Annotated in this window: 26 protein-coding genes, 2 pseudogenes and 1 riboswitch; of the genes and pseudogenes, 1 reads left to right on the forward strand and 27 read right to left on the reverse strand. The window is 41.7% G+C overall.

Features of this window, described 5'->3' with window-relative positions; genetic code table 11:
- Window positions 1-123: 123 nt before the first annotated feature.
- The 27 genes and pseudogenes from mnmM to I2432_RS08500 form a co-directional block, all read right to left on the reverse strand.
- Entirely contained in the window at window positions 124-681 is a 558-nt protein-coding gene (gene mnmM, locus I2432_RS08370) for a tRNA 5-(aminomethyl)-2-thiouridylate-methyltransferase MnmM (protein ID WP_111678469.1), read from the reverse strand.
- 9 nt (window positions 682-690) lie between these two features.
- Window positions 691-1,419: an aminoglycoside 3'-phosphotransferase gene (locus I2432_RS08375; protein ID WP_269206748.1), complete on the reverse strand. Its 729-nt coding sequence runs from the start codon at window positions 1,417-1,419 to the stop codon at window positions 691-693.
- 70 nt (window positions 1,420-1,489) lie between these two features.
- Window positions 1,490-2,413, reverse strand: coding sequence for a tRNA modification radical SAM protein MnmL/YtqA (gene mnmL / locus I2432_RS08380; RefSeq protein ID WP_111678471.1), 924 nt, complete (start codon window positions 2,411-2,413; stop codon window positions 1,490-1,492).
- Window positions 2,414-2,602: 189 nt separating this feature from the next.
- Window positions 2,603-3,253 (reverse strand): phosphatase PAP2 family protein, encoded by a 651-nt coding sequence (locus tag I2432_RS08385; RefSeq protein ID WP_111678473.1) that lies wholly within the window; start codon window positions 3,251-3,253, stop codon window positions 2,603-2,605.
- The gene (locus tag I2432_RS08390; RefSeq protein WP_043031370.1) at window positions 3,243-3,821 is read right to left on the reverse strand and encodes an ECF transporter S component; all 579 of its coding nucleotides are present in this window, start codon (window positions 3,819-3,821) and stop codon (window positions 3,243-3,245) included. Before I2432_RS08390 ends, I2432_RS08385 begins: the two co-directional genes overlap by 11 nt.
- Window positions 3,822-3,893: 72 nt before the next feature.
- A riboswitch (FMN riboswitch) is annotated at window positions 3,894-4,019 on the reverse strand.
- A gap of 667 nt (window positions 4,020-4,686) precedes the next feature.
- Window positions 4,687-4,971: a hypothetical protein gene (locus tag I2432_RS08395; protein ID WP_012677440.1), complete on the reverse strand. Its 285-nt coding sequence runs from the start codon at window positions 4,969-4,971 to the stop codon at window positions 4,687-4,689.
- Window positions 4,972-4,986: 15 nt separating this feature from the next.
- Window positions 4,987-5,379: a hypothetical protein gene (locus I2432_RS08400; protein ID WP_111678065.1), complete on the reverse strand. Its 393-nt coding sequence runs from the start codon at window positions 5,377-5,379 to the stop codon at window positions 4,987-4,989.
- Entirely contained in the window at window positions 5,376-6,572 is a 1,197-nt protein-coding gene (locus I2432_RS08405) for a Tle-like phospholipase domain-containing protein (RefSeq protein ID WP_428843970.1), read from the reverse strand. The genes I2432_RS08400 and I2432_RS08405 overlap by 4 nt, the downstream gene beginning before the upstream one ends.
- 4 nt (window positions 6,573-6,576) lie before the next feature.
- Complete coding sequence (locus I2432_RS08410) at window positions 6,577-6,960, reverse strand: hypothetical protein (RefSeq protein ID WP_111678479.1); 384 nt, start codon at window positions 6,958-6,960, stop codon at window positions 6,577-6,579.
- Window positions 6,961-7,186: 226 nt separating this feature from the next.
- A pseudogene (locus I2432_RS08415) lies at window positions 7,187-7,616 on the reverse strand (hypothetical protein).
- A 409-nt stretch (window positions 7,617-8,025) separates the two neighbouring features.
- Complete coding sequence (locus I2432_RS08420) at window positions 8,026-8,277, reverse strand: hypothetical protein (RefSeq protein ID WP_111678483.1); 252 nt, start codon at window positions 8,275-8,277, stop codon at window positions 8,026-8,028.
- Between the two features lie 25 nt (window positions 8,278-8,302).
- Window positions 8,303-8,542 (reverse strand): annotated as a pseudogene (locus I2432_RS08425) (hypothetical protein); the annotation flags it as partial.
- Complete coding sequence (locus I2432_RS08430; RefSeq protein ID WP_111678485.1) at window positions 8,539-8,946, reverse strand: hypothetical protein; 408 nt, start codon at window positions 8,944-8,946, stop codon at window positions 8,539-8,541. The pseudogene I2432_RS08425 and the gene I2432_RS08430, both read right to left, overlap by 4 nt.
- 381 nt (window positions 8,947-9,327) lie before the next feature.
- Window positions 9,328-9,873, reverse strand: coding sequence for a tRNA (cytidine(34)-2'-O)-methyltransferase (locus I2432_RS08435; protein ID WP_111678487.1), 546 nt, complete (start codon window positions 9,871-9,873; stop codon window positions 9,328-9,330).
- 158 nt (window positions 9,874-10,031) lie between these two features.
- Window positions 10,032-10,310 carry a membrane protein insertion efficiency factor YidD gene (gene yidD / locus I2432_RS08440; protein WP_012677432.1) on the reverse strand — a complete coding sequence of 93 codons (279 nt, stop codon included), beginning with the start codon at window positions 10,308-10,310 and terminating at the stop codon, window positions 10,032-10,034.
- Window positions 10,307-11,029, reverse strand: coding sequence for a pseudouridine synthase (locus I2432_RS08445; protein WP_111678489.1), 723 nt, complete (start codon window positions 11,027-11,029; stop codon window positions 10,307-10,309). The genes yidD and I2432_RS08445 overlap by 4 nt, the downstream gene beginning before the upstream one ends.
- A 245-nt stretch (window positions 11,030-11,274) precedes the next feature.
- On the reverse strand, window positions 11,275-11,814 hold the full coding sequence (gene scpB / locus I2432_RS08450; RefSeq protein ID WP_021321103.1) for an SMC-Scp complex subunit ScpB: 540 nt from the start codon (window positions 11,812-11,814) through the stop codon (window positions 11,275-11,277).
- Window positions 11,811-12,518 (reverse strand): segregation/condensation protein A, encoded by a 708-nt coding sequence (locus I2432_RS08455; RefSeq protein ID WP_111678491.1) that lies wholly within the window; start codon window positions 12,516-12,518, stop codon window positions 11,811-11,813. The genes scpB and I2432_RS08455 overlap by 4 nt, the downstream gene beginning before the upstream one ends.
- Window positions 12,518-13,264 (reverse strand): site-specific tyrosine recombinase XerD, encoded by a 747-nt coding sequence (xerD, locus tag I2432_RS08460; protein WP_111678493.1) that lies wholly within the window; start codon window positions 13,262-13,264, stop codon window positions 12,518-12,520. The genes I2432_RS08455 and xerD overlap by 1 nt, the downstream gene beginning before the upstream one ends.
- Window positions 13,261-13,722 (reverse strand): cyclic-di-AMP-binding protein CbpB, encoded by a 462-nt coding sequence (cbpB, locus tag I2432_RS08465; protein WP_012516231.1) that lies wholly within the window; start codon window positions 13,720-13,722, stop codon window positions 13,261-13,263. Before cbpB ends, xerD begins: the two co-directional genes overlap by 4 nt.
- On the reverse strand, window positions 13,719-14,240 hold the full coding sequence (locus I2432_RS08470; protein ID WP_111678495.1) for a metallophosphoesterase: 522 nt from the start codon (window positions 14,238-14,240) through the stop codon (window positions 13,719-13,721). The genes cbpB and I2432_RS08470 overlap by 4 nt, the downstream gene beginning before the upstream one ends.
- Window positions 14,216-15,205, reverse strand: a complete 990-nt coding sequence (locus I2432_RS08475) for a nucleoside-triphosphate diphosphatase (protein WP_111678497.1) — start codon at window positions 15,203-15,205, stop codon at window positions 14,216-14,218. The genes I2432_RS08470 and I2432_RS08475 overlap by 25 nt, the downstream gene beginning before the upstream one ends.
- Window positions 15,202-15,996 (reverse strand): glutamate racemase, encoded by a 795-nt coding sequence (gene racE, locus I2432_RS08480; protein ID WP_111678498.1) that lies wholly within the window; start codon window positions 15,994-15,996, stop codon window positions 15,202-15,204. The genes I2432_RS08475 and racE overlap by 4 nt, the downstream gene beginning before the upstream one ends.
- 179 nt (window positions 15,997-16,175) lie before the next feature.
- A complete protein-coding gene (locus tag I2432_RS08485) occupies window positions 16,176-16,418 on the reverse strand; it encodes a YneF family protein (protein WP_012516235.1) in 243 nt (80 codons plus the stop codon).
- Between the two features lie 385 nt (window positions 16,419-16,803).
- Entirely contained in the window at window positions 16,804-17,493 is a 690-nt protein-coding gene (locus I2432_RS08490) for a Bax inhibitor-1/YccA family protein (protein ID WP_111678500.1), read from the reverse strand.
- 18 nt (window positions 17,494-17,511) lie between these two features.
- The gene (locus I2432_RS08495) at window positions 17,512-18,012 is read right to left on the reverse strand and encodes an HD domain-containing protein (protein ID WP_111678502.1); all 501 of its coding nucleotides are present in this window, start codon (window positions 18,010-18,012) and stop codon (window positions 17,512-17,514) included.
- Between the two features lie 38 nt (window positions 18,013-18,050).
- On the reverse strand, window positions 18,051-18,788 hold the full coding sequence (locus I2432_RS08500) for a TrmH family RNA methyltransferase (protein ID WP_111678860.1): 738 nt from the start codon (window positions 18,786-18,788) through the stop codon (window positions 18,051-18,053).
- 292 nt (window positions 18,789-19,080) lie between these two features.
- Here I2432_RS08500 and I2432_RS08505 point away from each other — a divergent pair, with 292 nt between their 5' ends.
- Entirely contained in the window at window positions 19,081-19,359 is a 279-nt protein-coding gene (locus I2432_RS08505; RefSeq protein ID WP_037579906.1) for an acylphosphatase, read from the forward strand.
- Window position 19,360 lies beyond the last annotated feature (1 nt).

Consider the following 19,360-nt stretch of genomic DNA (forward strand, 5'->3'; position numbering starts at 1 on the left):
ATAACTCCTAAAACATAATATACTATTTCATTATATCACAATTGTCGCCAAAGATTGCTGATTTATTTCTTTTTCCTGAGAAATCGCAGACAGTCCAAGCCTTGACGTAAGGCTGGCTAAAGCTTAATCAGTAACTGCTATTTTTTCCAGCATGATTAAAAATGGCGGCTGATTCATCTGATTGATCGGCTGATAGAGCATTGCTGTTACCTGGCGCTGATCGAGCTGACCAATATAGTCCAAAAGCTCTTCTTTCTCCTTATCACCGCCATCATGACCATAATACACCATGATAGCAATCCGACCGCCTAGCTCAAGCCGATTAAGTATTTTAGCTAGGGCTAATATGGTCGTCTCAGGCCTTGTGATCAACGACTTATCTGCATTGGGTAGATAGCCCAAATTAAAAATGGCTGCCCGAATGGGCTCCTTAACATATTGATCCACCTGCTCGTGTCCAGCTAAAATAAGCTCTGCATTAGTCAAGCCTTGCTGCTCCAAGCGCTCTTGTGTCTTGGTTAGTGCTTGCTGCTGCACATCAAAGGCATAAACCCTTTGTGACAGACTCGCTAAAAAGGCAGTGTCATAGCCATTTCCCATAGTGGCATCAACAGCAATACTCTGCTTATCCAAAACCTCTTTTAAAAACTCATGTGATACATGAATAGGACGCTTTATCATCTTATCCTCCTAAGCAAATACTTCAAATGCCGCGATACTCTCTAGTATATCTAAGTCAATATGCCTTCGGCCGTAACAATCTAGCACATAGTCCTTATACCGATCTGTTTTTAGATTGAATTGAAGTGACCAGATCAGCCAAAAAAGATCAATATGTCGATCGCTTTTCCCTGCCTCCCCCCAATCAATCATGGACTGAAATTGCCACCGATCCAAGATCATATTTGGCAAACAAAAATCCCCATGAATCAGAGTTTCATGCTGTAACAAAGGCTTAAGCTCCTGAATCTGCCTGTAAGCCTTCTCCTGGGACCGAAACTGCTGCTGAGGCGGTAAAAAGCGCTGATTGAACCGCCCTTGGTGATAACCAGTCTCAGCAGCTTCGATATAGGCTAGCGTTTTGTCAGCTACAGGAAAATCAGACAAAGACAGGCTATGCAGCCTTAGCATATGATCAACTAAGATACGACATAAGCGCTTGGGATCGGACAAATAATCAATATGACTGGCGTCCTCTCCTGCTACCCTTGCGGTTAAAAGCCAGTCCTGATCACCGCTGATATAATCAAGCACCTCTGTTGCTAAGCCCTTACTATGACAATACCGAGTTAGGGCGGCCTCCTTGGCAAGCCTGCCTTTAGCGGCTGTTTTTAGAAAATAGCCCTGCCCTTTATCAATAGCATAAACACGTGCCTCTGCCGAGCTACTGCTATCATAAACTAAACTGTTTTGTAACAGTTTTTTTTAAAACAAGTGGTAGGCTTAGCTCCTCTCCTGCTATCAATCTTTGTTTCATTGCTTCCCCCGATTATCCCTTAAGCTTACAGCCCTGCCAGCTATTTCTTCTTTCCATTTCTAGGTCAATCGCATTCAAAACCTCCCATTTATTCAGGCTCCACATGGGACCAATCAGCATGTCCCTAGGCGCATCACCTGTGATGCGATGAATAATGATATGCTCAGGTATGATTTCTAGCTGATCACAGATAATCGATACATAGTCCTTCTGACTCAAGAGCTGCAAGCGTCCCTCATGATAGTCTCTTTGCATGCGCGTATTGGTCATCAGGTGCAGCAAATGCAGCTTAATGCCTTGAATATCATTGTCTGTGACACAGCGTCTAACGTTTTCGATCATCATCTCATGGGTTTCACCAGGCAAGCCATTAATCAGGTGAGACACAATGTTAATGTTAGGGTGCTGCCTCAGACGCTGAACCGTTTCCTTATACAAGTCATAGGAATGCGCCCGATTAATCAGTTGGGAAGTGGCTTCATAGGTTGTTTGCAGCCCAAGCTCCACTGTCACATGCATGCGCTCTGATAGCTCAGCCAAATAAGCAATCGTCTCATCTGGCAAACAATCAGGCCTGGTTCCGATATTGATACCAACAACGCCAGGCTCATTGATTGCTTGCTCATAGCGCTCGCGAATAACCTCCAGCCTGTCATGCGTATTGGTAAAATTTTGGAAATAAACCAAATACTGATTGACCTCAGGCCACTTGCGATGCATAAAATCAATTTCTTTGTAAAATTGTTCCCTGATCGGTGCATCAGGCGCCACAATCGCATCACCTGAGCCAGAAACGGTACAAAAGGTGCAACCACCATGAGCAACCGTCCCATCACGATTGGGACAGTCAAAGCCAGCATCAATGGGCACTTTGAAAATTTTAGCACCAAATAAACGACGATAATACTCATTTAAGGTCTGATATCTTTTTGTCATGCCTCTATTGTAGCACAAATCCCCTGATTAACAGCAGAAGATCTCAATTGGCTGCTACTTCTCTGATTGACGGGCTAAAGCAGGGCAACAAAAAAGATTGAAGAAGACCTCTGGAAGAGACCTGCCTTCAATCACTAGCTTTTCTAGAGCTGATCTGTAACGAGCCATGCGGCTAACTGATCACTTGATTTATTTTTGCTTTAGCTGAAAACGCCATTCAAAACGCTTTTGATCATAAAAAGGATAAAGCAGCTGAAGTATGCCAAAGCCTAAAGCATAGCCAGCTAACACATCACTAGGATAGTGCACTCCCAGATAAATGCGTGACAAGCCTATCAGCAAAATCAAGGCCAAAAGAGCTATATCAACCAGCCAGCGTAAGGAGGCTGACTGCAATCTTTGATGGCAAATAATCAGCAGGCTTCCAATAATCAAAAGGCTTCCCATCGAATGGCCACTCGGAAAAGAATAGCCAGAAGCATGCACCAAATGCTCAATGCTGGGTCTTGGTCTTTGATACAAGAGCTTTAGCACCCAAATCAAAAGGGCCGCAAAAACACCATTTGATAGGACAAATAAGGCCTCAGCTCTCCAGCTCAAGGCCAATAAAGCCAGCACAGCAACAACAACAATCACTGCCTGTGTACTAACATTTCCAGCTACAGTGATCCCTTTAAAAAACTGGGTTAGCCCTTCAAGCAGATGACCTCTTAGGGCTAACTGAAGCTGACTATCAAAAGACGTTAGGTCTTCGGGAAAAAATTTAACAATATAGCCAAGCACCACAAATAGTAGCATAGCAAAGGAAGACAATAGCAGATGTTGTTGTTTATGTTTCATGATATGAATTCGGATATCTCTCTAAAATTGGTTTACCTGCAATATACACGAAATAAAAGACAATTGCAAATATTAGCCCCTCCAAAAGGTTGAAAGGAATGACCATTGTAAATATGTAGCGGGCAATCCCAATAGAAGCTTTAATATCAAAGCCAGCAAACTTGGCATATAAGGGAATAGCAAAGACATAGTTCATGATAACCATACCAAGCGTTAACAGGCCTGTCCCTACAAGGCTTGCTAGTACATAGGTGACCAGCCCTTTCTGACGATGCCAAATCAAGGCAAAGGCAGTGATAAAAAGCGCAACTGCAATAACATTCATCGGTATACCAATCAAATCATTAACGCCATGATTATTTAAGGCTAGTCTAAGCAAGGTCCTCACCGCTAAAATCAAGTAAGCTTGCTTTAGATCCATCAAGACCAAGCCTAATAAAATCGGAATAATACTAAAATCAATCTTTAAAAAGCTAGCTCCCGGAATAATGGAAAACCCCACAAACATCAGGCAAAAGGATATGGCTGAAAGAATGGCAACCATCACCAGTTGATGTGTTTTTGACATAAAAAATTCCTCCAATTTTGACAAATTGAAAGAAGCTCCTTCGTATGAGCAGGCAAAAAGTCAACTCAAAAACCCGGTCTTCTCTCTTCCAGACTTTACTGTCGGTTGTGGAATCACACCACATCAGCTTGCGCTCGCGGACTTCTAGCTGCACTAGTCACCGCCGGTCGGGAATTACACCCTGCCCTGAAGACACTTATAGCATAGCAAATTTAAACCTATAGCGCAAGACATTTTTTTGAAGCCTAGCTTTTCCAACAAACACAAGACATCAGGCAAAAAAGCTAGATGAAAGCAACAGCAAGAAAAATCACTTTGAGGCTACAAAGCTCTCTACGAGGTAGGCCACCCTGTGACATGGCACTAGCCTAGCTCAAGGCAAAAAAGAGCAGACTAGAAGAAACCTCCCATAACCTGCTCTGGTATTACTACCGTTGTCCCCTTTACGGTAATAGGCATACACAACCAATGAAAACTCCAATCGGAGTTTTCAGATTGAAGAAAAAGTCCATTTTAGACGGTTTTCTTCAATCTTTTTCTTTTAATCAAAAAAAACAAAAGAACTCTGAAAAATACTGTAATATCAGCATTTCCCAGAGTTTTCATGATATGATAGTCAATTTCTAAATTTTCAATTTTTCTATCACTGATAGGGTTTGCCTACATTCTGAACTCTAATCGGAGTTTTTTTCTTTTTGGCTTTAGAAAACCATTAACACAGCTGGTGCTTCCAAACGGGTGATGGTGATTCATCAGCCCTCTAGGGCAGCACCTTTGCTTCTTACTGCTGCTCACATCGCAAGTCTAGCAGTGTGGTGACTGCTGTAAAAGCCTAGACAGCTGGTAGGACATGAAGAACTTACTATCACATCAGGCTGCTATAGCCCCTGTTCTGTGTCTTGATCGCCTGCTCGAGCGCTGTCCTGCCTTGCCCTCTAATGCTGCTATCTAGCTGATTGACAATGGTCTGAATATGATCTGCGGTGTCTGTGGCAATCCGAGATACCTCACTGTCATAGCGCCTTTGAAGGGCATGAAGCCTGCCTAAGGTCAAGGGGGCACATATGGACTGAACCAATCTCCTATCCAGCTCTTTCTTTAAAGCCCTAATCGGCTCTTGTCCGGTTAAAATCATCTCTATAGCAATCATCTTATCTCCTTTCCTTTAACCTTCACGCCACTGACGCCTCAGCGCTGTGATGTCCTTCTCTATAGCCTGTCGCTTGCTGCGATAGTGATGGGCAATCTCTTCCTCCTGCTGCGACATCTTGCGACATTGCTCGTGATAGCACTGATCTGTTCGGTGCTGGTAGTCATCAATCAGTCTCGTTAGAACGGTATATTGGTCTGTTATCAGGCTAGCATCATAATGTCTGAGGTAGCTGCTAACAGCCTGATAGCTAGAGGCATAGAGCTGCTGCAGCTGGTTGTAGTTGCCTCTTAGCTCGTCATGGGCTGCTTCCATTTGGAGCCGCTCTTGATGATAGTGCTCCTGCAGCTCCTCTAGCTCCTCTTCCTTTTGACGGATAGCAGCTCTGATCTTCTCTAATGCTGTCATGAAAAGTCGCCTCCTAGCTTTTGGTCAGTAGCGATTGTCCTTTCTATTCCCTCCTCTAGCTGCTCCTTTACGGTCTTGAACTTAGTGGCCAGTCCTCTAGCTTGAGCGACCTTGTCATCAAAGTGCCTCTTGGTCTGACCGACAAGGCTGTCATAGGTCACACCTGCCTGGGCATAAGCCTCCTCTAGCTCCGCCCAGCTCAATTCACTCACAAAAAAGGGCATTTCTCTTGTCTTTTGGTGAAGCGCCTCTGCTTCTGCAACTGCCTCCTTCCGACGAGCAATGATCTCCTCTTGGGCAAGCTGAGTGGTCTGCTCCAAAGCCTGTGCGACTGCTCGAGCCTGAAACTGATCAAGGTAAAACTCCTCTGAGCTGCTAATACCGTTAGAGGCTGCATACTTTTTCTTTAGCAGGCGGTAGTCGGTTAGCTTTGAGCTTAGGGTAGCAAGAGCAGGTGCTTGAGCAGCGGCAGGACGACCCTTACGGTCAATCACCTGACCCTTTGAGTTGAAGCGATAAGCGGCTAAGCTATGACGTCCTATTCCCGCCTTACCGTCAACCCATCTTGAAATCCCTAGCTCATCATCTCCAAAGTAAGTGCCTAGGTTTCCAATGTAGTCATTGTTAATACGGTAGCTGTGATAGAGTCCCTTGTTGGCTGTAACAAAGTCAATAGCCTCCTTGGAGAGGTTATTAACAGAGCTTGGCGCATTAAAGACAGTGGCAGGCTGCTTGGCATGGGCTGCTGTGATGAGTGCCAGATAGCCTCCCAGAGAATGTCCGGTGTAGGAGATAGCAGCGTTAGGGTAGCTTGTCCTGATGTGGTCGGAAAAGGCTTTAGCAGTGCTTAGCTGACTCTTGACTACTTTAAAAGAATCAGGCTCCTCATGGGCACACAGGTATTGATCATCTCCAAAAACAACAGATTGAATATCGGTGTCAATATCGCGTATATCACTGCTATTTGTCCCGGCATAGGCAATGACAATGTGACTTCTATCCTCTTTGCCATCTTTTATTGGTGCAACTGCCATAGCCTGCATACCATTGTCGGGGTTGTCTTCGGCTTTGAGGATTTTGTAGGTACCGTCCATTATTTCTTGTCCTTCTTGTTCATGAACAACACCTTCTTTTCCACTATCTACATTATAAACACGATTAGATAATTCGTTATAGTCTTTATCAGTAACTATCATATTATTCTCCACAGTAAACCACTTTTATATTGCCCTTAAAGGAATCTTTTCTATTTGCTTTAGGATATTGAGTAATAAACTCTCTTGTATAATAATCAAGAGATATTTCACCACCAGCACCTCTTTCATAGAACGTTACTTCAAATCTATCATCTATTTCAGCAACACTGGTATAGTAGCCTGTTTTTGTATTCTTTTCAAAATTCTTAAACTCAACTTTTTTAATGCCTTCATAATTTTGTGCTAAATACTCTACCATTCTATCCTGCTCATGTTTATACCTTGGTTCGTCCTTACCTGTGAATGAATTAAACATTGCCATACCTCCCATTACTAAAATTGCTACGATTCCTAATAAAATGATGACTTTCTTTTTTACTATCATAAAACCTCCTTAATTTATAATTTAAAACTAGAACATTCCCATTTCTCTTTGACACCCTAGCCTGCATACCATTGTTAGGGGTGTATTCAGCTTTGAGAACATAAAATTGCGAATCTTTTTTACCAATAACATCATATCTGACCACATGTTTTTCAGAATTAGCTTTAGCATACTAAACATCATAAACTTTTCCAGCTAGCCAGTTATAGTTTTCGTCAGTTATCATTTATTTTCCTCCGTCAGAATATTTAATATCAATACCTGTTAGATCCACTTGACTTAATGTCAATTTTTTGTGACGCTCCGCTAACTTAAAATTTTTTTTTATTAAAATGATAATAATAATCATCAAGCTTTCCTGAAAAAGTCATCGAAAAAGAATAAGATATCTCATTAGTTTTATTTATAGTAGCTGTTGTTCCCCAATATCCTGTTTCTTTGGATTGGACTGGACTAAGAAAACTAATCTCTTTTACCCCTTCAAACTCACTAATAATTTCCATTGCTAAATCCTTCTCTACTTGATAATAGTTATTCTCGCTTTTATTGTCTCTATCCCCATTAAACCAACCCATTGTTATTATTCCTCCTAAAATTGTTATTAAGGCTACTATGCCAATTAGTTTTCGTCGTTTGTTTTGTTGTTTGTTCATCATCAACTCCTTTTATTGCTAGGACGCTAGCAAATAGCTGCTTTTTACATAGACAATCATGATATGACTCTTACTCACCTCGCCACCCTTAATTGCTCCAACCACCAGCCTGCATACCATTGTCGGGGTTATCTTCGGCTTTGAGGATTTTAAAATTGTTATTTCCCACAATCATTCCTACTCGAAAAGGAGAATTAGTTTTGTTAGAATCCACTTTATAAACATCTTTTGAAATATAATTATAATCTTTATCTGTTATAATTTTTAGTTTCCTTTACATATGTAATTTTTATATTATTTAAAGTAGAATTATTACTTTTATCATTAAAAGAAAGTTCATAATCATAATATCCATTTGCATCAATCTCTTTACTACTTTCATTTTGGGAAAAGGAAATTCGATACTTTCCATTTATAATCGTTGAAAACCATAAAAAACCTGTTTTTTATCTTTTTGAACTTCAACAAACTCTATTTCTCTAATGGGTCTTTTATCCACTAAAGTTATATGATTAACACAGTATTCAGCTACTGCTTCTTGTTCCCTATGTTCTTTGTTGACTTCTTCTTTACTAAATAAATTCATTGTTATTACTCCTCCTAAAATTATCACCAATATAACTATACAAATTGATACCAATCTTTTATTTCGTTTCTTATTCATAATAGTTTCCTTAATTATATTAGGCTACCCTACTACTATTTGTCCCGGCATAGGCAATGACAATGTGACTTCTATCCTCTTTGCCATCTTTTATTGGCACAACTGCCATAGCCTGCATACCATTGTCGGGGTTATCTTCGGCTTCAAGAACGCGGTATTTTCCATTAGCAACCGGATATCCTTCTTGAATCGGATCTCTTTCTTTACCAGAATCAACCTTATACACATCCTCTGAAATATTTTTATAATCTCTATCAATCATCATTTCTCCTCGTAATAAATTGTTTCAACATTAGTCATATTATTCCTCATCTTTTCACTGTATTGCTTAAATTCTTTTGGAGAATAATAGGAAGTCCGTATTTCTTCACCTAATCTATCTTCTGAAAAATGAATCAGATATTTCTCATTAACAATTGCTGTTATTGACCAAGTTCCGGTGGTTGCAGTTTCTAACTGAAATTCTATAAACTCAATTTTGGTTATAGGCTGACCATTACCTAGTTCTATATGCTCTCCTATGTATTTCACTACCCTATCCTGCTCTTGTCTGTACTTTTTCTTTTTTAGCTCTTCGCCATTAAGCCAATTCATTGTTAGTATTCCTCCTAGAACAATGAGCAAGATTACTATGAGTTTCCGTTTTTTGCTTTGTTGTTTGTTCATCATCAACTCCTTTTATGTTATAGTGTTACTGTCAACTGCCTTTGTGCTTTATCATAAGGTGTTGCAGGCTTTTTGCTTTTACCAAAACAGCTAGACACCAGATGTTCTAATATTATGATAGGATTATAAATATTATACTATAATAATAGTATAATATTGACATATTGTCAGTAACTTTTTACCATTTTGACGCTTTTATGAGATTTTTGCGGTATATTTTTTGACACATCTTTGTTTTATACCTGTCTATAATACAAGCCTAATAACGGTTTTATTGGCTTTAAACGCTTGATTGACAGCAATAGAATACAATAAAAAAAGACTGAAGAAGCCTCCTAACGGACACTTCTTCAATCTCATTTATATTTTGCGACATGCTTATTATCATTTTAGTTTGTCATGCTCATAGGTATGGCTAAGCTCTAAGCCCTTAAAGGCTTGCTGTCTGAGTGCCTCATAGACAATCATGCAAACAGCATTAGAGACATTGAGACTTCTGACATGCTCATCATTCATAGGAATCCTGAGTGCCCTATCAGCATATTGACGCATAAAGGGCTCAGGCAGACCGGTATCCTCACGCCCAAATAAGAAATAATGAGACTGACGATCATTGTAGTCTTTGTCTGAGTACACCTGATCAGCAAATTTGCTAATCACATGCAAGCTCCCATCACATTGTGCTAAAAACTCATCTAGATGATCATAAAATCTAATGTCTAGCTTATCCCAATAATCTAGTCCCGCTCTTTTCATCTTACGGTCATCAATCGGAAAGCCCATAGGCCTGATGATATGTAAAGGCGTGTTGGTGGCAGCACAGGTCCTAGCAATATTTCCTGTGTTTTGTGGAATTTGTGGCTGAAATAACACCACATGGTTTCGACTATTTTTTTCCCTATATTGTCTATTAATGATTTCTTGTTTCATGCTTGTCTCGCTTACTCTTTTCATCAAAAAAACCACACTGCCCGGAGTCATGCTCAGCAAACAATGTGGTTGACGGTGACTCGTTAACTTAAATCATAACAGGTTTGATTTAAACCAACGAATACTTAACTGCTATTATAGCACTTTAACTGCTATTGTCAATCAGTTTTTTGGTCAAAATCCTGTATTTTTTCATGCGTTATGAAATGTCTTTTTAAGGAAAAGGTATCTGGAACCGGGTCTTCCCCGCCAGCAGCAAAAGGGTGGCACCTTAATAGTCTGGCAAGCCCCATCAAAACACCCTTAGCGCCATGCTTTTCAATAGCTGTAATCATATAGGCCGAACAAGTCGGCTGATAACGGCAGGAAGGAGGAAATAAGGGAGAAATATATTTCTGATAGGCTCTGACAGGAGCGATGAGTAGGGCTTTGATCATTTTCGTGTGCTCGCTAAATGATGTAGCTGGCTGACTTCTTTTTTGCTCAACCTTCTGGCTTCTCCAGGCTTTAGACCTCTGACATCAAGGCTGCCAAACTGTGTTCTTGATAGCTTATCAACCAAGTGTCCAACTGCTTCAAACATTTTCTTGACCTGATGATGACGACCCTCGTGAATCGTTAGTTCAACAATAGAGCGATTTTTATCAGGCTCAACACGAATAATACGGTAACGAGCCGGCTTTGTTTTTTTACCATCAATGACGACACCACGTGTTAAGGGACGCAGGCTTTCTTTAGTCACCACTCCCTTGACACGAGCCAGATAAACCTTGTCGATTTCATTGCGGGGGTGAATCATTTTATCTGTAAAATCACCATCATTTGTCAAGATTAACAAGCCAGAGGTATCCCAGTCCAAGCGACCAACAGGGTAAATGCGCTCCTTAACCTGCGGCAACAAATCAATCACTGTCTGACGCCTCTTATCATCTGAGACGCTTGAGATGACACCACGAGGCTTGTTGAGGAGATAATAAACCTTCTCTTCATTGTAAATGGGACTCCCCTCTATCTCAACAAGGTCGCCTGATTTAACAGTAGTTGCTAAATCGGTTACCACCTGACCATTTAGAGTCACCAGTCCTCGTTTGATCAGCTCTTCAGCCTTACGACGGCTAGCAACGCCTGCATGGGCGATGTATTTGTTAATTCTCATTATCCTTCTCTCTTTCTTATTAGGAAATCTGACGATAGCTCCAACAGACCAGTCACTCTCCTATGGGTAAAAGCTCACTAGCTTAAACAGGTCTACTCTTATTTAATAGCATGCCTAAAAAGACCGCTGTCCATAACGACAATAGGATTTTCAGGCACCATACCTTGCTAAGACTGTTATGCTAAAGGCTCTTTTACTAGGGAGCATAAGGCCTGTCTGCAAATGAGACAAGCTCCTCTTTACCCTTAAAACAAGGTTGTCTCTTGCTCTTCAACAGCAATAGAAGAAATGTCGACCAGCTCTTCTAAATGATTAATGCCCATATAATCAAGAAAGTAATCTGTTGTCGCATAAAGATTTGGTCGACCAATCACTTCTTTTTTGCCAGCCTCTTGAATCAGGCCAAAGGCCACTAATTTACTAAGGGCACCACTTGAATTGACACCACGAATCTCGTCAATTTCAATCCGAGTTATCGGCTGCTTATACGCAACGATTGACAAAACCTCCAGGCTTGCTCGTGACAAGGTTTGGTTGATTGGAGCCTTAGCATAGTCTCTAAGCAAGGGAGCCAGACACTCTTTGGTGACTAGCTTATAGGTCCTAGAGGACTCAATCAAGCACAGACCAGACTCCTTATCCTCTTTGTATTTCTGAGAAAGCTTGTCGAGCTGCTGCTGTAAGGCTGTCGGTGTTAACTCTAATAGGCTGGCCAACTGACGTAGGCTTAGTCCTTCTTCTCCTGCGACAAACAGCAAGGCCTCCAGCTGAGATAAATAGGTCATTGGATCTCCTTTCGCAAAACAATCTGGCCAAAATGTGATGTCTGCTCAATACCAACAAGCTGCCGTTTGATTAATTCTAGGCTTGCTAAAAATAAGGTAATGGCCTCATTAAGATGGTCACAATGCTTCAATAAATCCGTTAAGGTAAGCTCTTGCTCTAGCTCAAGCCTAGCTTCAATAAGCTCCATCATATCCTCAATACGATAATCATCTCGCTCAATGACTGTATGGTTATATTTAAAGGCCTCTTGCTTTGCAGCCATTAGCTGGGAAAAAGCTAAAAACAAATCCATGACCGTTTTATCCTTTTGTAGGACAGCCTGCTCAAAGATCAGCTCCTGCTTTGGCTTAGAAAAAAGCAGAGCCCTCTTGTCATGCTGGCTGGCCAACTCCTGACTCAGAGCCTTGAAATGACTATATTCTTCAATCTTACCTAAAAGCTCCTGCTCAAGATCCTCATCATCAGGCTCCTTGTCTACCAGCTTTGGCAGCAGTCGTCTGCTTTTGATAAGCATTAGCTGACTAGCCATGAGCATATACTCTCCAGCAAGCTCCAAGCGCATCGCCTGCAGGGTCTCAATATAGGCTAAATATTGTTCGATAACCTCTACAATAGGTACCTGATAAATATCAACCTCATACTTTGACACTAAGTGCAAAAGCAAATCTAGAGGACCTTCAAAATCTTTTACTTTTATATCCATTATATCTTATAATATTTTTCTAAGGTGATCGGGCTTTTTAGCCCCAGCAGCTGAGCCACCTCAATGATGGATTTGCCAGCTGCTTTTTCATTTAAAATGAATTGCTCTCTCAAGCTCTGAGCTGAAAGCTCCGCACAGCCAATGCTCTCTAAAAAATCTCTGAGCTGGTTAAAAAACCATTGCCTTGAAAAGGGCTTGGCGTCATGATCAAAGAGGTAGAGCTGCTGAGCTTCTGCTGCCCTTTCCAAAAATGGCAGCAAGGTTCTTGATAAGGTCATCACACGAATTCCTCGGTGAGATTGCAGTCTTAGCACCTGAAGACCAAGGTCAAAATCAGCAAGACGAAGCCCTGCTATCTCACTTGGCGTCAAGCCCAGCTCCAGAATCAACAGCGCAATGAGCTGCCCTTTGAGAAAGGCTGTTTCAGCATAAAAAGCACTGGTGTCAAGCCTTGTCAGCTGGGGCTTCAGAGAAAAGGAGGCTTCTATCCTATCGTCCATTTTAAAATAGTCTGTTAAAGCCTTCTGCTGATACAAATAATACAGGAATTGATTGACCGTTGAGAGCTTACGCTTTTTAGCTGCCGCTGTAAGACCAGATAGGCTTTGCTGATACAAGGCCAAGGTTTCAGGATTAATACGCTGTCCTACCTGCTGGCAAAACTGCTTTAAATCATAACGATAAGCCTGCTGGCTGTTATTAGCAAGAGATTTGCTTGCTAGAAAGGGTTCAATAAATGCTATCATTTTTTTGTGATTGTGTATTCATCAGTGAAGTCGTGCAAAAGGCTATTAACCGCCTTCAAAATGGACTTACGCGTAATAATACCGATAAATCGATTGTCATCATTAACAACTGGTAAAAAGGGAAAATCAACCAATTTATGCATGATTTCTGTCAAGCTAGAGGTGATATTGATGGTCTCAATCTTTGTATTTACCATATCACCAATATTAGTTTGCGTCATCTCCCAGTCTGTTAGCTGCCTTTTGGCTTGATAGGTCATTATATCAGAAATGCTGATCGTTCCGACATATTGCTTTTCCTTGGTAATGACAGGAACTCGTGAAAAACCATTGCTAACCAATAAGAGCATGACATGATCAGCATTATGCGTGTTGATAAAAATAGCTAGCTCCTCTGCCGGAATCAGGTAGCTATCCAAATGACTGATTAAAAAGGCTTCAAATTCTTTTGCTATCATCGTTTAAATTCCTTAGAAAGTGATGGGTAAGGCTTATGCTGGCAGGTAAAGTAATCCACCCTAATGCAAGCTGCTGTCCATTCAACACGCGCATACAGCTTTTCATTCACCTCACCACGCGGCTGAGTGACTGATCCAGGATTGATAAAGACAGTCTTGCCCAATTGCCAAGCAGCAGGTCTGTGCAAGTGCCCATACAAGCAAATATCCGCTCCAGTCTCCTGAGCAAAATAATCTAGCCTATCCCAAGTAAAGTTAATATGATACAAATGCCCATGCGTTTGAGCAATGGTAAAGCCATCAAAAGAGGTAATCAGGCTATCCTTATAGCCACTATCATGGTCACAGTTGCCTGCTACAACATGAATCCCCTCCCAAATAGGATCTGAGCTTTCCAGCTCAGAATCGCCATTATGGAAAATCGCATCAACCTTTCCAAGGTAACGGTCTTTAATAACTGCCACAACCTCACGATCGCCATGCGAATCGCTCATCACGATGATTGTTTTGCTTGCCATGCTGGAAATACCTCCATTAACCTCTTGACAGCCTGTCCTCTATGAGACAGCTTGTTTTTTTCATCAGCAGCTAGCTCTGCTGCATGGCGCCCAGTCTCCCCAACAATAAACAAGGGATCATAGCCAAAGCCATGCTCACCTTTTGGCTTGGTTGCAATATAGCCAGGCCAATCAGCCTCGACAACCAAGCTGTCTTTACCGGGTGCAGCAACCACCAAGGTCGTATGAAATTGAGCAGAGCGATCCTTTTGATCAAATACCATTGCCAGCTCATGCAATAGCTTAGCATTATTAGTCTCATCAGTAGCATCAGGGCCCGAAAAACGAGCTGACCAAACCCCAGGTAAGCCACCTAAAATATCCACCTTGAGTCCTGAATCATCTGCCAGGACCATTTTTCCAGTGAGCCTTGAAATGGTTTCTGCTTTTAGGCGGGCATTTTCTTCAAAGGTAACCCCTGTTTCTGCCACATCTGGAAGCTCTGGGTAATCATTGAGATTTTCAACGCGATATCCCATATCACCAAAAAGCCGGCGAAATTCCTTGGTCTTGCCTTCGTTTCGGGTCGCAATCAAAATCGTATCCCCAAAGCCATCTGCCTGTTGACCAAAGAAGTCAGCCACAGGGACGCCATCATCTGGCATATGCACAGCAAGCAAGCGCTCATTTTCGGTCACTAAAATCGCACCTGAGTGCCGAACAACCTTAAGGGCTCGATTGGCTTTCTGATTGATCATACCAACAACAAAGCTAATCAAAGCAAAGGGTGAGGCGTAACGAATAACAGTCACATCATAACCGACTGGACTTTCAAAATCCACATTACCAGCAATCGCACCTAACATATCGTCTATTCTGGCAATAAGCTCATGGTTAACACCCCAGCCAGCCATTAAGTTGTGGCCTGTCATCTTGCCAATAAACCAATTGTCTTTATCCTTGTATTCATAAATGTTATCACTCATAAGGTTACATGCTCCACATCTATCGTTTGATTTAGCCAGACTGAGGCAATTGCTTGAAAGCTGTCTGAGCCGGCTGTAGTGTAAAAATGATGACACCTATGTTCATCATCTCGACTACCATTAATCTCAAAATAATTTAAAAGAACAGAAATATCACGCACACACTCTGCCCCACTATCAATCAATTTAACTTGTGGCCCCAGTACATTTTGGATAATCGTCCTGAGAAGAGGATAATGGGTGCAGCCCAAAACCAAGGTATCTACCCTTCCAACTAAGGGGGCCAGCGTTTCGTAGACAATTTTCTTGGCCACACTTGAGCTTATCTCATTGGACTCCACAATCGGGACAAATCTGGGACAGGCCAAGCTAGTTACCTGAACAGTGGGGGCCAGCAGCTGGATCTTTTCCTGGTAAATGCCTGAAGAAATAGTCATTGATGTGCCAATAACACCAACCCTTCCTCCACTAGTAGCCTTGATAGCTGCGCTAGCGCCCGGCAGGATAACCCCCAAAACAGGAATATCCAGAGCCTCCTTGACCTCCTCCCAAGCAACAGCTGTTGCAGTGTTACAAGCAAAGACAATCATCTTGACATGTTTCGTCAACAAAAAACGAACCAGCTCCCAGGTATATTCTCTGATTTGTTCAGCAGGTCTAGGGCCGTAAGGAGCTCTTGCTGAATCACCAATATAAATGATTTTTTCATGGGGAAGCTGACGCATCAGCTCACTAACAACGGTTAAGCCTCCTACACCAGAATCTAAAAAACCAATTGGTCTATTATCCATAACGATTATTTCCTCATTGAAGCATAAAAAACTCAGCTGGTAAGAGCCAACTGAGTCTATTGTTAAACCCTGAACAGTTGACACCTCTAACTGACAATGCAAGCTCTAAGCAAGCTTTTAACATCAAAGACTGTTCACTCTTAGCTATTGCTTAGAAACCACGATTTCTAATCCGTAGCCTATTTTTTACCCTTAGTCATTGCGGCTTTTGATTGCTTGACAATGTTGCGGTAAGTTTGTTGAATTTTCGCTTCACTTGGTTTTTGACCCATTTGACTCATCATTTCACGAATGGCCTCAGGCGTTAATCGTGGGTGCTCTCCAATTTCCTTTTCAATTTGCTTACGGGCAATAAAGATCCCACCAAAAAGACCGGCTGTAAGAGCAACAATGATTAATAATATCCAGATAGCTGTAGACATATTGATAGATATTCTCCTCGATTTTTTGTTTCTCTCATTATACCAAAAAAGAGCATGCTTTACAAATCTACACCAACAGGCGATCTTATCATCTGATAAGAGCTATCAGACCAGATATAGGCTTGGCTTGAAGCACTTTACCACAAATCAAGCAAGCAAAAACGAGCCCTTAGGCCCGCTTCTTGACTTTCCTTTTTTAATACCTTCTCTAGATGGCTGATAGTAACTGTCTTTCCTTGACAGTCATGCTCATCAGCGCTTTCCTATCAACTGCTTTCTTGCTAGCAGCAGCCTCTCTCTTCTAACAAAAGGTAACACCTGCAGCCTTGCTGATTTCTCTTAATAGCGATTAAATGACAATCAGCAGCTGTGCTTAAAATAGCTATTAGTCATTTCTTCCCAAGATACGAAGCAAACTGATAAAGAGGTTGATAAAGTCTAGGTATAGGCTAAGAGCCATAGCGACAGCCCAGCCATCACCAGCCTGACCATTAGAGGCTTGGTAAACCTGCTTAATCATCTGGTTGTCTGAGGCGATCAAGCCAGAAAAGATCAATACTGAAATCAGACTGATCACATAGCTCATCAGGTCACTACTGATAAAGAGATTTACCAGACTAGCTACGATAATCCCAATTAAGGCTGCAAACATGGCCTTTCGGATACCTGACAGGTCACGCTTAACCTTAACACCAAGCAGTGACATAGCAAAGAAAACAGCTGCCGATGAGATAAAGGCCTGTAGCACTGTTGTTTGCGCATAAGCTACAATAATGAAACTCAAGGTAAAGCCGTTTAAGGCTGAATAGACAAGAAATAAGGGTAAAGCTGCTGGTGTATTGCGACGTGCAGCACCACTAGCAGCAAAAACCAGTACAAGCTCAACAATAGCCGCCCCATAATAGACCATAGGATGGTCAAGAATAATCGACACTAAATTTTGCCTAAATGGAAACAGCATCAAATAAGAAACAAAGGCAGAAAGCCCAACTCCCATACCAACCAGACTATAGACCTTGGCAAAAAAATGGCTCAAGCCTGCGTCAGACTGTGTGTAAATAACATTATCGTTCATCATAACTCCTTTTTTTACTTAATGATTGTGACTTTGAAGCGTCTTTCGACGCAGGAAGCGACGGTTTGTCCATTTTTGACGCAGCGGCGTCATGGCCTCCTTGACCGCCCAATATTTATCAACAAAGGTAACAATATAGCTTTCCTTGTAGCGGGGAAAAGCAATGGTAGCTCCCCACATATGCTTTAGGATAATATCCTCTTCTTTTTTGTTGAGCTCTGTTAATTTTTTAGCATTTCTAACAGCAATTCTAGGGTGCACCCAAGCATGTCCCTTGTTAAACTTGGTTACTCGCCAATCATAATAAAAGAAATCGTGTAATAAGCCACCTCGTGCTGTACTCTTAGCGTCTAAGCCAAGCTTCTTTGCCAGCCTATAGCTAGAATAAGAAACATTGACAGAGTGCTCTAAGCGAGTAGAATGGTGATGCTGAACAATATGTCCGAGCCTTTGGAAGCGAGGGTGAGCAATCAAATGACCAACATGCTCCATGTATTCTGTATCTTCTGTATAATGCATACACTAATCACCTCACATCATTATTATACCATACTAGCTTAAATCAAGCTGAAAATAAGGATTCCTGCTGCAACTGCGACATTTAAGCTTTCAGCCTGTCCAGGCATGCTGATATGAATCAGCTGATCAGCTAGGGCTTCCATCTCAGGACTAATGCCCTGCCCTTCGTTTCCTAAAACAAGGGCAAGGCTACTTCTAGCCGGGAGATCCTTGTAATCAATCGAATTCTGAGATAAGGTCGTTGCTAGCACTGGTATTTTTTGCTGCTGCATCGCCTGACTGATCTGATAAATATCAGTTCGCCAAATCGGCAGGTGAAAATGACTGCCCTGCATGGAGCGTAGGGTTTTTTGATTGTAGATATCCGCAGTCTTTTCAGATAAAAACACCCCATCAAACTTTGCTGCGTCCGCTGTTCTAATGATTGTCCCTAGATTGCCTGGATCCTGAATGTCCTCTAAAATCAAATATTTTCCAGCATAGCTAGTCGGTAAGGCCTGTTGACAAAGCTTAACCTCAGCAATAATGCCCTGTGGATTGGGAGAGCTCGTCAGCTCCTTTAAAACCTCTGGGCTGACGATAATAACCTGATCAAAGCCCGATAAGCGCCCTGCCATTTCCTCCAAAACAAAGATATGTATCAATTCCTGCCCAGACCTCTGAGCCTCCTCAAATAGGTGCCAGCCCTCAATCAAATAAGAGTGCTTACGGTGCTTTTTTTGCAGTAATTTCTTAGCCTGCTTAATCAAACGATTTGCTTTTGATGTGATAATCATGGTCTTATTATACCACAAAATAGTTCACTCTTTGGCATAAAAACCATCAGAAGGCTATCAGCCTAAAAGGAGCTTTCTCCCCTCATCAGGTGTCGTAAGCTCATCAGCTCTACCCCTTAAAAGACAAGAAGGAGAGTTAACCATAAACATGGCCTTGCTGCACTAAGACCTATTGTTTACCTCAGCAGATAGCCCACTTGCAGTCTTTGCCTATCCTTTAGCTGCTTGCTCTATGGCAACTTTTAGTATTTATAGGCTATCTATGCTATAATAAAAAGAAAAGAGGTGACTTATGAAAAAGGTCAGACTAATCGTTTCAGGTAGGGTGCAGGGTGTTGGCTTTCGCTATTCAACCTACGCACTAGCTTTGGAAATTGGTGATATTTACGGCCGCGTGTGGAACAATAGCGATGGGACTGTTGAGATTTTAGCACAGGCTAATGATCCCGCAAAGATAACGCGCTTTATCCAGGAAATCAGAAAAGGACCTTCTAAATGGGCAAAGGTGACCTATGTTGATGTTAGCCCATCTCACTTTGAGGATTTCCATGATTTTAGGATCAGCAATTAAA

Origin of the sequence: Streptococcus equi subsp. zooepidemicus (assembly GCF_015689395.1) — a bacterium.
Taxonomy (GTDB): Bacteria; Bacillota; Bacilli; order Lactobacillales; family Streptococcaceae; genus Streptococcus; species Streptococcus equi.